Below are 12570 nucleotides of genomic sequence, written 5' to 3' on the forward strand. Positions count from 1 at the left end.
CCTCACAGTAGCGGCAGTGTCCCCGCCGACCCCGCGCTCGTTCGCCGAACCCGCGCGGGATCCGGCGCGGGCTCGCGGATCGAGCGCGGGTTCGCGGAGGGAGCGGACGCGAAAGCGGCCCCCGGCCGAAGCCGGGGGCCGCTTTCAGGGCCTCACCGCTGGGTCAGTTGTACGAACCCGGGGTGAAGTCGTCCGACGAGAACGCGTCGAAGTCGACGAAGCCGTAGTCGCCCTCCGCGAACGCGCCGTCCGAGGCGAAGATGCGGTTGGGGTACCGCTCGCTCTTGGCCTCGTCCGTCGCCTCGACCACGACGTTGCGGTACTTCGCAAGGCCGGTGCCGGCGGGGATCAGCTTTCCGATGATCACGTTCTCCTTGAGGCCGACGAGCGGGTCGCGCTTGCCCTGGAGCGCCGCCTCGGTGAGGACGCGCGTGGTCTCCTGGAACGACGCGGCCGACAGCCACGACTCCGTCGCGAGCGACGCCTTCGTGATGCCCATCAGCTCCGGACGACCCGACGCGGGGCGCTTGCCCTCGGCCACGGTCGCGCGGTTGATCTCCTGGTAGCGCTTGATGTCCACCAGCTCGCCGGGCAGCAGGTCGGTCTCGCCGTGGTCGACGACGGTGACCTTGCGCAGCATCTGGCGCACGATGACCTCGATGTGCTTGTCGTGGATCGGCACACCCTGCGAGCGGTACACACCCTGCACGCCGCCGACGAGGTACTTCTGCACCTCACGGGCGCCCTGCACGCGCATGATCTCCTTCGGGTCGAGCGTGCCGACCTGGAGGGGCTGACCGACCGTGACGTGCTGGCCGTCCTCGACGAGGAGCGTCGCGCGCTTCAGCACCGGGTAGACCTTGACCTCGTCGCCGTTGTCGGGCGTGAGGAGCACCTTGCGGGACTTCTCGGTCTCCTCGATCGTGATGCGACCGTCCGCCTCCGCGATGGGCGTGGCGCCCTTCGGGGTGCGGGCCTCGAACAGCTCCTGCACGCGGGGCAGACCCTGCGTGATGTCGTCCGCCGAGGCCGATCCACCGGTGTGGAACGTGCGCATCGTCAGCTGCGTGCCGGGCTCACCGATCGACTGGGCCGCGATGATGCCCACGGCCTCGCCGATGTCGACGAGCTTGCCGGTGGCCAGCGAGCGGCCGTAGCACTGCGCGCAGACGCCGACGGCCGAGTCGCAGGTGAGCACCGAGCGCACCTTGATGGACTCGACACCCGCCTCGACGAGCTGGTTGATCAGCACGTCGCCCACGTCCGAGCCGGCGGCGGCCAGGACGGTGCCGTCCTCGGCCACGACGTCGGTCGCGAGCGTGCGGGCGAACACCGAGTTCTCGACGTTCGCGTCCTTGACGAGCGTGCCGCTCGCGTCGAACGCGGCGATCGGGTACTCGAGGCCCTTCGAGGTGCCGCAGTCGTCCTCGCGGATGATGACGTCCTGCGAGACGTCGACGAGACGACGCGTGAGGTAGCCCGAGTCGGCCGTACGGAGGGCCGTGTCGGCCAGACCCTTGCGGGCACCGTGCGTGGCGGTGAAGTACTCCGCCGCCGACAGCCCCTCGCGGTACGAGGAGATGATCGGACGCGGGATGATCTCGCCCTTCGGGTTGTTCACCAGGCCGCGCATACCCGCGATGTTGCGGATCTGCAGCCAGTTGCCTCGCGCGCCCGAGGTCACCATGCGGTTGATGGTGTTGTCCTCCGGGAAGTTGTCGCGCATGGCCTTCTGGACCTCGTCCGTGGCCTCGGTCCAGACCTGGATGAGCTCCTGGCGACGCTCGGCGTCGGTGATGAGGCCCTTCGCGTACTGCGCGTTGACCTTCTCGGCGAGCTTCTCGTGCTTGGCGACGATCTCGCGCTTGTTCGGCGGGGTGAGCACGTCGCTCAGCGCCACCGTGACACCCGAGCGGGTGGCCCAGTAGAAGCCGGCGTCCTTGATCTTGTCGAGCGTCTCGGCCGTGACGACCTTCGGGTACTCCTCGGCCAGCTTGTTCACGATCTGCGAGAGCTTGCCCTTGTCGGCCTGCTCGCGCACGAAGGGGTAGCCCTTCGGCAGCTGGTCGTTGAAGATCGCCTGACCGAGCGAGGTGTCCACGAGACCGTGGGTCTCGTAGCCCTCGGGCGCCTGGCCCTCGAGGAACGTCAGGCCCGGGATGCGGATGCGCACCTTGGCCTGCAGGTCGAGGGTGCCCTCGTCCTTGGCCAGCTGCGCCTCGGCGACCGATCCGAACACGCGGCCCTCGCCCTTCGCGCCCTCCTTGAGGGTGGTCAGGTGGTGCAGGCCGATGATCATGTCCTGCGAGGGCAGGGTGACCGGGCGGCCGTCCGACGGCTTCAGGATGTTGTTCGAGGCGAGCATGAGGATGCGCGCCTCGGCCTGGGCCTCCACCGACAGCGGCAGGTGCACGGCCATCTGGTCGCCGTCGAAGTCGGCGTTGAACGCCGCGCAGACGAGCGGGTGCAGCTGGATGGCCTTGCCCTCCACGAGCTGCGGCTCGAACGCCTGGATGCCCAGGCGGTGCAGCGTGGGGGCGCGGTTCAGCAGCACGGGGCGCTCGCGGATGATCTCCTCGAGCACGTCCCACACCTCGGGGCGCGTGCGCTCCACGGCGCGCTTGGCGGCCTTGATGTTCTGCGAGTGACCGAGGTCGATCAGGCGCTTGATGACGAACGGCTTGAACAGCTCGAGCGCCATCTGCTTGGGCAGACCGCACTGGTGCAGCTTGAGCTGCGGGCCGACGACGATGACCGAACGGCCCGAGTAGTCCACGCGCTTGCCGAGCAGGTTCTGGCGGAACCGGCCCTGCTTGCCCTTGAGCATGTCGCTCAGGGACTTCAGGGCGCGGTTGCCGGTGCCCGTGACGGGACGACCGCGGCGGCCGTTGTCGAACAGCGCGTCGACGGCCTCCTGCAGCATGCGCTTCTCGTTGTTCACGATGATCTCGGGGGCACCGAGGTCGATGAGGCGACGCAGGCGGTTGTTGCGGTTGATGACGCGGCGGTACAGGTCGTTCAGGTCGGAGGTCGCGAAGCGGCCGCCGTCGAGCTGGACCATCGGGCGCAGCTCCGGCGGGATCACCGGCACCACGTCGAGGACCATCGACGCCGGGCTCATGCCCGTCGTCAGGAACGACTGCACGACCTTGAGGCGCTTGATCGCGCGGATCTTGCGCTGGCCCTTGCCCTCGGCGATCTGCGTGCGCAGCGACTCGGCCTCGGCGGCCAGGTCGAACTCCGCCAGGCGGCGCTGGATCGACTCGGCGCCCATGAGTGCCTCGAAGTACTGGCCGAAGCGGTCCTGCAGCTCCTGGAAGACGTCGTCCTCCGCCTTGAGCTGCCCGACCTCGAGACCGCGGAACTCCTCCCACACGCGCTCGAGACGAGCGATGTTCTCGTCCGCGCGCTTGCGGATCGTCGCCATCTCCTTCTCGGCGGCGTCCTTCAGCTTCTTCTTCTGGTCGGCCTTCGCGCCCTCGGCCTCCAGTGCCGCGAGCTCGTCCTCCAGCTTCTGCAGGCGGTCGGCGATCTTCGCGTCGCGACGGTCCCCGAGGTTCTTGATCTCGAGGCGCAGGTTGTTCTCGTGCGTGGGGAGGTCGCGGTGGCGCGCCTCCTCGTCGACCGAGATCACCATGTAGGCGGCGAAGTAGATGACCTTCTCGAGGTCCTTCGGCGCCATGTCGAGCAGGTAGCCCAGGCGCGAGGGCACGCCCTTGAAGTACCAGATGTGCGTGACGGGCGCGGCGAGCTCGATGTGGCCCATGCGCTCGCGGCGGACGGAGCTCTTGGTGACCTCCACGCCGCAGCGCTCGCACACGATGCCCTTGAAGCGCACGCGCTTGTACTTGCCGCACGCGCACTCCCAGTCGCGCGAGGGTCCGAAGATCTGCTCACCGAACAGACCGTCCTTCTCGGGCTTCAGGGTGCGGTAGTTGATGGTCTCGGGCTTCTTGACCTCGCCGAAGGACCAGCGACGGATGTCATCCGCGGTGGCCAGGCCGATGCGAAGCTCATCGAAAGTGGTTGCGTCGAGCAATTGATGTCTCCTGTAGGGAAATCTTTGAATCGGCTGGCTGGATCAGATCTCGTCGATCGAGGCGGACTCGAATCGGCTGGAGATGTTGATGCCGAGCTCCTCGGCGGCGCGGAAGGCCTCGTCGTCGGTGTCGCGCAGGTTGATCGTCGTGCCGTCGGCCGAGAGGACCTCGACGTTCAGGCACAGCGACTGCATCTCCTTCATGAGCACCTTGAAGGACTCGGGGATGCCGGGCTCCGGGATGTTCTCGCCCTTGACGATCGCCTCGTACACCTTGACGCGGCCGAGGATGTCGTCCGACTTGACGGTCAGGAGCTCCTGCAGCGCGTACGCGGCACCGTAGGCCTCGAGGGCCCACACCTCCATCTCGCCGAAGCGCTGGCCGCCGAACTGCGCCTTACCACCGAGCGGCTGCTGCGTGATCATCGAGTACGGACCCGTCGAGCGCGCGTGGATCTTGTCGTCCACGAGGTGGTGCAGCTTCAGGATGTACATGTAGCCGACGGAGATCGGAGCCGGGTAGGGCTCGCCCGTGCGGCCGTCGAACAGCTGCGCCTTGCCCGAGCGGTCGATCAGGCGGTCGCCGTCGCGCGTGGGGAGCGTCGAGTCGAGCAGACCCGCGATCTCGTCCTCCGTCGCGCCGTCGAACACCGGCGTCGCCACCTTCGTGCCGGGCGCGACCTCGCGGGCCTCCTCCGGCAGGCGCATGGCCCACTCGGGCTCGCCCTCGATCTTCCAGCCCTGCTTGGCGATCCAGCCCAGGTGGGTCTCGAGCACCTGACCGAAGTTCATGCGGCCCGGGATGCCCATCGGGTTGAGGATGACGTCGAGCGGCGTGCCGTCGGCGAGGAAGGGCATGTCCTCGACGGGGAGGATCTTCGCGATGACGCCCTTGTTGCCGTGGCGGCCGGCGAGCTTGTCGCCCTCTGTGATCTTGCGCTTCTGGGCGATGTAGACCACGACGCGGCGGTTGACACCCGAGCCGAGCTCGTCGTCGCCCTCCTCGGCGTTGAACTCCTTGACCGCGATGACGGTTCCCTGCTCACCGTGGGGCACCTTCAGCGACGTGTCGCGGACCTCGCGGCTCTTCTCGTTGAAGATCGCACGCAGCAGGCGCTCCTCGGCGCTCAGCTCGGTCTCGCCCTTCGGCGTGACCTTGCCGACGAGGATGTCGCCGGGGCGGACCTCGGCGCCGATGCGGATGATGCCGCGCTCGTCCAGGTCCTTCAGCAGCTCGGGGCTGACGTTGGGCAGGTCACGCGTGATCTCCTCCTTGCCCAGCTTGGTGTCGCGGGCGTCGACCTCGTACTCCTCGATGTGGATCGAGGTGAGGGTGTCGTCCTTCACCAGGTTCTGGCTGAGGATGATCGCGTCCTCGAAGTTGTGACCCTCCCACGACATGAACCCGACGAGCAGGTTCTTGCCGAGCGCCAGCTCGCCGCTCTCGGTCGACGGGCCGTCGGCGATGACCTGGCCGACCTCGACCCGGTCGCCCGCCGCGACGATGACGCGCTGGTTGTAGCTGTTGCCCTGGTTGGAGCGGTCGAACTTGCGCAGGAAGTAGTCCTGCGTGCCGCCCTCGTCGAGCTGGACCGTGATGTAGTCGGCCGAGACCTCGGTGACCACGCCGGCCTTGTCGGCGATGATCGAGTCGCCGGCGTCGACCGCCGCGTACGACTCCATGCCGGTGCCGACCACGGGCGCCTCGGACTCGATCAGCGGCACGGCCTGACGCTGCATGTTCGCGCCCATGAGCGCGCGGTTCGCGTCGTCGTGCTCGAGGAACGGGATCAGCGACGTTCCGACCGACACCATCTGGCGCGGCGAGACGTCGATGTAGCCGATGTCCTCGACGTCGACGAGGTCGACCTCGCCGCCGCGCTGGCGGGCGAGCACGCGCTTCTCGGCGAACGTGCCGTCGGCGTTGATCACCGCGCTCGCGTTCGCGATGTTGAAGCTCTCCTCGTCGGCCGCCGTGAGGTAGTCGATCTGCTCGGTGACCCGGCCGTCGACGACGCGGCGGTACGGCGTCTCGATGAAGCCGAAGGAGTTGATGCGGCCGAAGGTCGCGAGGCGGCCGATCAGGCCGATGTTCGGGCCTTCCGGCGTCTCGATCGGGCACATGCGGCCGTAGTGCGAGGGGTGCACGTCTCGCACCTCGACGCCCGCGCGCTCGCGCGACAGGCCGCCGGGGCCGAGCGCCGACAGCGTGCGCTTGTGCGTGATCGACGACAGCGGGTTGTTCTGGTCGAGGAACTGCGACAGCTGCGAGGTGCCGAAGAACTCCTTGATCGCGGCGACGACGGGGCGCACGTTGATCAGGGTCTGCGGCGTGATCGCCTCGATGTCCTGCGTGGTCATGCGCTCGCGGACGACGCGCTCCATGCGCGACAGACCGGTGCGGACCTGGTTCTGGATCAGCTCGCCGACCGCGCGGATGCGACGGTTGCCGAAGTTGTCGATGTCGTCGACGTCGAGACGGATCTCGGCCTTCTCGCCGCGGCGGATGCCCTCGAAGGTCTCGTCGCCGCGGTGCAGGCGGACGAGGTACTTGATCGTCGCGACGATGTCGTCGACGGTGAGCACCGACTCGCTCAGCGGCAGGTCGAGGCCCAGCTTCTGGTTGATCTTGTAGCGACCCACCTTGGCCAGGTCGTAGCGCTTGGCGTTGAAGTAGAAGTTGTCGAGCAGCGAGCGCGCGGCCTCGGCGGCCACCTGCTCGCCCGGGCGCAGCTTGCGGTAGATGTCGCGCAGCGCCTCTTCCTGCGTGAGGATCGTGTCCTTCGCGAGGGTCTCCTCGATCGAGGCGATGCCGGCGAACTCGCGCTGGATGTCCTCGGTGGTCAGGCCGAGGGCCTTGAGGAAGACGGTGACCGACTGCTTGCGCTTGCGGTCGATGCGCACGCCGACCTGGTCGCGCTTGTCGATCTCGAACTCGAGCCACGCGCCGCGGCTCGGGATGACGCGCGCCGAGACGATCTCCTTGTCGGAGGTCTTGTCGGGCGTCTTGTCGAAGTAGACACCGGGCGAGCGCACGAGCTGCGAGACGACGACGCGCTCGGTGCCGTTGATGATGAACGTGCCCTTGTCGGTCTGGAGCGGGAAGTCGCCCATGAAGACCGTCTGCGTCTTGATCTCACCGGTCTGGTGGTTCATGAACTCGGCCTCGACGTAGAGCGGGGCCGCGTAGGTCTTGCCGCGCTCCTTGCACTCCTCGATGGAGTACTTCTCGGGCTCGAGGTACGGGTTCGTGAACGACAGCTGCATCGTCTCGGAGAGGTCCTCGATGGGCGAGATCTCCTCGAAGATCTCCTCGAGGCCGCTCTGCTCGGCGATGTCGGTGCGGCCGGCGGCGCGAGCCTCTTCGAGGCGCTGGCGCCAGGCGTCGTTTCCGACGAGCCAGTCGAAGGACTCGGTCTGCAGCGCGAGCAGGTCGGGGACCGTGAGCGTGTCGCTGATCTTGGCGAACGAGAGGCGACTTGCGACGCGTCCGTTCTTGGTGATGGTGGTGGATGCGTTCTTGCGCGCAGCAGCCAAGGGGATGACCTCCATGAGCCCGGTGAGGGCTACTAGATTCCTTGTCGACAGGTGAGGTGCGACCCGGATCCTCCGCCTCGATCCACCCGCCATCATCTGCGGGGATCTTGAGGCGCCAGCCGACCACCATTTGAGGGCATGGGGGAATCCAGGGAGCGCAACTTCCAACTATAGCCCCATGCGACGCGCCATGTCCACCCGGATCCTTGACCAACCCGTTTCCGCCCGGTATAAGCCCGCGCCGCGGGGCCGAAACGGGGCTCAGGCGCGGCGAGCCCGCAGCACCACGTGCACCGCGATCCCCGCCAGCAGCGCCCAGAACGCGGCGCCGATCCCCCACGCCGTGAGCCCGCCGGCCGCGACGACGAAGGTGACGACGGCCGGGATCCGCCCGCCTTCGTCGCGCACCGCCGCCGCGAGCGACGACGCCAGGGTGGGCAGCAGCGCCAGCCCCGCGACGGCCGCGAGCACGGCGGGCGCGACGCCGACGAGGGTCGTGAGCGCCGTCGCGAGCGCCGCGAGCACGACGTACACGCCGGCCGACACGCGCACGGCGCGCCAGCGCTGCGCCGCATCCGGGTGGGCGTCGGGCGACGCCGCGAGCGCGGCCGTGATGGCGGCGAGGTTGATGGCGTGGCCGCCGAACGGCGCGCCGGCGATCGTGCCGACGCCCGTGACGACCATCGACTCGCGCCAGGGCACGACGTATCCGTACGACGACAGCACGGCCGCGCCCGGCACATTCTGCGAGGCCATCGTGACGATGTAGAGCGGCAGGGCGATGCCGACGATCGCCGCCGCGTCGAACGCGGGCAGCACGGGCTCGAGCACCGGCAGGAGGGGGCCGTCGAGGCCCCTGCCCGCCGCGAGCACGCCGAGCACGACGAGCCCCGCGGCGAAGGCGGCGGGGGCGGCCCATCCGGGGGCGAGGCGCATGAGAACGAGCCAGACGAGCACGATCGGCAGCACCGCGAGCGGCTCCTCGGCGAGCCCCCGCACGGGCGCCAGGCACAGCCCGACGAGCACGCCCGCCAGCATCGCCTGGGCGACGGCCGCCGGGATGGCCGCGACGGCGCGCGCGAGCCCCGGCCACAGCCCCGTGAGCACGATGAGCGCGCCGGCGAGCGCGAAGGCGCCCACCGCCGCGGGCCACCCGCCCTCCGGGGCGGTGCCGGAGGCCAGCAGCGCGGCGCCGGGCGTGGACCACGCCAGCACCACGGGCAGGCGCGTGCGCTGCGCGAGCCACAGCATCCCGAGCGCCTGCGTGAGGCACAGCACCACGAGGCCGGACGCGGCCTGCGCCGGCGTCGCCCCGGCGGCCTGCAGCCCCGCGAGCACGACGGCCGACGAGCTGGCGAAGCCCACGAGCGCCGTCGTGACGCCGGCGAGCGCGATCCGCCCCCGGTCCGCGGGGCGCGGCGGGGTCGGGGTGCCGTCGGGTCGTTCCACGGGATCAGGCTAGGGGCGGCTCGTTGCGGGCAGATGTCGCGCCCGGGCGCCCGTTCCCGAGGAGATCCCCGCTCCCGAGGACGAAACCGTCCCGGTCCGTCCTCTCGATCCGGGATCCCCGCTCGAACCGGGGCCGCGGATCGAACGAGCCTGGGCGACGTACGCTCGAGCCGTGGGACGACAGCGAGGGACGGATCGGGAGGTGCCGACGGCGCGGCTGTCGGACGGGCGCATCGCGCGGATCCTGCCGAGCGAGTACGCGGCGGGCTACGAGGTCGACGTGGACGGCACCCCGCAGTCGCACGTCGATCCGGACGATCCCACGCACCTGCACTTCGAGTACGTGGCGCGCATGGGCGCCGTCATCGACCTGCTTCCGGGCGGGCCGCTCACGGCGGTGCACCTGGGCGCCGGCGGCCTGACGATCCCGCGGTACATCGAGGCGACGCGGCCGGGATCGCGGCAGCAGGTGATCGAGCTCGAACCGGCGCTCGTGGATCTCGTGCGGGAATCGCTGCCGCTGCCGCGCGGGGCGGCCATCCGCATCCGGATCGGCGACGCGCGCGAGGGGCTGGCGCGGCTGCCGCAGGGGATGCACGGTTCGGTGGATCTGCTCGTCTCGGACGTGTACTCGGGCGCGCAGACGCCGGCGCACCTGACGACCGTGGAGTTCTACCGCGAGGCCGCGCGGCTGCTCGCGCCGACGGGCGTGCTGCTCGTGAACGCGGCCGACGGCGCGGGACTCGCGTTCGCGCGGCGCCAGGCGGCGACCATCCGCCGGGTGCTGCCCGAGCTCGCCGTGCTCGCCGAGGTGCAGGTGCTCAAGGGCCGCCGGTTCGGGAACCTCGTGATGGCCGCCTCCGCGCGCCCGCTGCCGGTGGAGTGGCTGCCGCGCCTGATGGCCGCCGGCCCCCACCCCGCGAAGGTCGCCCACGGCGAGGAGCTGGACCGCTTCATCGCCGACGCGCGCCCGGCCGTCGACGGCGACGCGACGGACTCCCCCCGCCCGTCCTGGTCCCTCTTCGACCGCTGACGATTTCGCCGAACCCGCCCTCGTTCGCCGAGCCCGCGCCCGATCCGGCGCGGGCACGCGGATCGGGCGCGGGTTCGGCGACGGGAGTGCTTCCGGATTCGCGGCATGCCGCGTGCCCTGCCACGGCGCCGGATCTGCTCCCGCACACTGGGATGACCGAAGCGCGCGAAGGGAGCGAGGCGTTGAGCTACATCCAGGGATACGACCCCGAGACCCTGCGCGAGATCGTCGACATCGCGGCGTGCCGCGAGCGGCTGCGCGAGATCGGGCACCAGCGCAGCCTGCCCGCGCTGCTCGAACGCGTGTGGCTGCTCAAGGTGCTGGGCGAGCTGGACGAGTCGCTCGACCTGTCCGAGCAGTCGGTGCGGGTGGCCCGCATGGCCGGAACGCGCAAGGACCTGCTGCGGGCGCGCATCCTGCACGCCTCCGTGCTGACCGAGCGCGGCGCGCACGCCGCCGCCGAGTTCGAACTGTCGACGTGTGCCGAGGAGGCGGAGGGCCAGGAGTGGCCGGGCATCACGGCGTTCGCGCTGCAGCACCGCGGCCGCACCCGCTTCGACGCGGGCGACTTCGCCGGCGCGCGCTCCGACTTCAAGCGCGTGCTGTTCCTGCGGCAGGATCTCGGCGCGGACGAGACGCAGCTCGAGGTGGCCATGTCGATGGTCGAGGCCGCCGAGCGCCGCCGCGGTCACTCGCTCGCCAGCTGATCCGGCGCGATCCGCCCGGATGTCGGCGGCCCGGCATACGCTGATCTCGTGTCGGAGCTGGATCGCGTGAAGGTGTGGGCGGATGCCCTCATCCGCCTGCATCTGGACGCCTCGTGGACGTTCGCGTTCGACAACGCCAAGCGCCGCGCGGGCCTGTGCGACTACGCGCGCAAGCGGATCTCCGTCTCGCGCTACCTCGCGGCGCGGTACGACGACGACACCAACCACCAGACACTGCTGCACGAGGTCGCGCACGCGCTCGCGGGTCCGGCGGCGGGGCACGGCAGGGAGTGGAAGCGGATCGCGCGGGGCCTGGGCTACGTCGGCGGCACGACGCACGACGGCGAGACCGCGACCGAGCTGGCGCCGTGGGTGGGCGTGTGCCCCGCCGGCCACACGGCGTACCGGCACCGCAAGCCCACGCGCCCGGCCTCGTGCGTGAAGTGCTCGCCGCGCTTCGACCGCCGCTACCTGTTCCGCTGGGAGCACCGCGAGATCACCGCCGCGGCCCGTCGAGCGGCCCTCACGCCCCGCTGACGGCGACCGGTCAGACCGCCCGCAGCTCGCCGTCGGCGTAGCGGAGCACCGTGTCGACGTCGTCGATCCGCGCCGCCGCGAGCACGGCGTCGCGGGCGCCGGCCTCCTCGAGCACGAGGCCGGTGGCGCTCGCCGTGAGCAGGTGCTTCACCGCGCGCCGCAGGCCGCGGAACGACTCGGCCGCCACGGCGACGTCGGGCGCCGAGTGGTCGATCCCGAGCGCCGACAGCGCGTCGGCCACCGCACCGGCGGCCAGCTGATCCTCCACCGTCACGCGCCCGGCGTGCCCCGCCGGCACGAGCGCGACGCTCGTGCGCGCCGCGCGGCGGTTCTGCTCGTCGTACACGGCGCGGGCGGTCGCGGTGGCGTTGCGCAGCCCGGCGAAGAGCACGAGCGGCGCCGGGTCGATCGCGGCGGCCGCCGCCAGCGCCCTGGCACCGTCGTCGCCGGCGAGCGCGAGTCCCTCATCCGGCCCGGTCCCGTCGAACGCCCCGCTCAGCGTGCCGAGCGCGTCGACCACGACGTGCACGTCGGCCGGGGCCAGGCGCCCGATGCCCGCGACGCCCCAGTCGAGCCGAACCTGATACCTGCCCTGATCGAACGCACTCACGCTCTCAGCGTAGGAGGCCGCGACTCTCGGCGCCGAGCCGAGGGAAATGGTCCGAAACACGACCGGATCCGCCGATTCGCCCTCGTCTCGCACGATTCCCCTCATCTCGGAGCGGGGACGGATCGCCAGGGCGGGCGCGGTGGCACACTGGCGGCATGCGGATCCTGCTGAAGCTCGTGCTCGACTGCGACGCCCACGCCGCCTGGCGGGCGCTGCACTCCCCGCGCGCGCTCGGCGAGATGCACGGGCCACTGCTGTCGATCGAGCCGCTCGCGGCGCTGCCGACGCAGTGGCGCCCTGGCACGGACGCGCCGATCCGATACGCCGCCGGGCCCCTCCGACTCGGCACCCACCTCATCACGATCTCCGAGCGCGCGACCGAGGACTCCCGCGGCCCCGTGCGGATCCTGCGCGATTCGGGCATCCCCCTCACCGGACCGCTCGCGGCGCTGGACGTGTGGGATCACCAGATGGCGGTCTCGCCGGCCCCCGGCGATGCGGTGCGCACGCTGTGGCGGGAGCGGCTCGTCATCGGCGGCGCCGTCGCCCCGCTGTACTGGCCGGCGCTGTGGACGCTGTGGCAGTGGCGCGGCGCCCACCTGCGGCGGCTCGCCCCCACGTGGGCGTACGAGCCGCCGGCCTCCGAGGAGTGAGCGAC

Annotated in this window: 8 protein-coding genes; 4 read left to right on the forward strand and 4 right to left on the reverse strand. The window is 70.7% G+C overall.

What is annotated here, in order from left to right; all coding sequences use genetic code 11:
* Window positions 1-163: 163 nt before the first annotated feature.
* The 3 genes from rpoC to ACODR5_RS00280 form a co-directional block, all read right to left on the reverse strand.
* Complete coding sequence (rpoC, locus tag ACODR5_RS00270) at window positions 164-4039, reverse strand: DNA-directed RNA polymerase subunit beta' (protein WP_449854561.1); 3876 nt, start codon at window positions 4037-4039, stop codon at window positions 164-166.
* 42 nt (window positions 4040-4081) lie between these two features.
* Window positions 4082-7591, reverse strand: coding sequence for a DNA-directed RNA polymerase subunit beta (gene rpoB / locus ACODR5_RS00275; protein ID WP_449854560.1), 3510 nt, complete (start codon window positions 7589-7591; stop codon window positions 4082-4084).
* A gap of 246 nt (window positions 7592-7837) precedes the next feature.
* Entirely contained in the window at window positions 7838-9025 is a 1188-nt protein-coding gene (locus ACODR5_RS00280; RefSeq protein WP_488982372.1) for a benzoate/H(+) symporter BenE family transporter, read from the reverse strand.
* Window positions 9026-9197: 172 nt separating this feature from the next.
* Between ACODR5_RS00280 and ACODR5_RS00285 the strand changes: the two genes are divergently transcribed.
* The 3 genes from ACODR5_RS00285 (at window position 9198) to ACODR5_RS00295 (ending at window position 11302) form a co-directional block, all read left to right on the forward strand.
* Complete coding sequence (locus ACODR5_RS00285) at window positions 9198-10058, forward strand: spermidine synthase (RefSeq protein WP_449854557.1); 861 nt, start codon at window positions 9198-9200, stop codon at window positions 10056-10058.
* Between the two features lie 182 nt (window positions 10059-10240).
* Entirely contained in the window at window positions 10241-10765 is a 525-nt protein-coding gene (locus ACODR5_RS00290; RefSeq protein WP_449855123.1) for a hypothetical protein, read from the forward strand.
* Between the two features lie 48 nt (window positions 10766-10813).
* The gene (locus tag ACODR5_RS00295) at window positions 10814-11302 is read left to right on the forward strand and encodes a SprT-like domain-containing protein (protein ID WP_460817018.1); all 489 of its coding nucleotides are present in this window, start codon (window positions 10814-10816) and stop codon (window positions 11300-11302) included.
* Window positions 11303-11312: 10 nt separating this feature from the next.
* Here ACODR5_RS00295 and ACODR5_RS00300 read toward each other — a convergent pair whose 3' ends face one another.
* Complete coding sequence (locus ACODR5_RS00300; RefSeq protein ID WP_488982373.1) at window positions 11313-11912, reverse strand: 2-phosphosulfolactate phosphatase; 600 nt, start codon at window positions 11910-11912, stop codon at window positions 11313-11315.
* Between the two features lie 155 nt (window positions 11913-12067).
* Here ACODR5_RS00300 and ACODR5_RS00305 point away from each other — a divergent pair, with 155 nt between their 5' ends.
* Entirely contained in the window at window positions 12068-12565 is a 498-nt protein-coding gene (locus ACODR5_RS00305) for a hypothetical protein (protein ID WP_488982374.1), read from the forward strand.
* Window positions 12566-12570: the final 5 nt, after the last annotated feature.

This window comes from Microbacterium sp. FG3 (assembly GCF_057809335.1).

Excerpts from the sequence above, each read along its gene's own strand:
- rpoB (WP_449854560.1), bottom strand. The coding sequence starts at position 7,591 with ATGGAGGTCATCCCCTTGGCTGCTGCGCGCAAGAACGCATCCACCACC.
- ACODR5_RS00305 (WP_488982374.1), top strand. The coding sequence starts at position 12,068 with ATGCGGATCCTGCTGAAGCTCGTGCTCGACTGCGACGCCCACGCCGCC.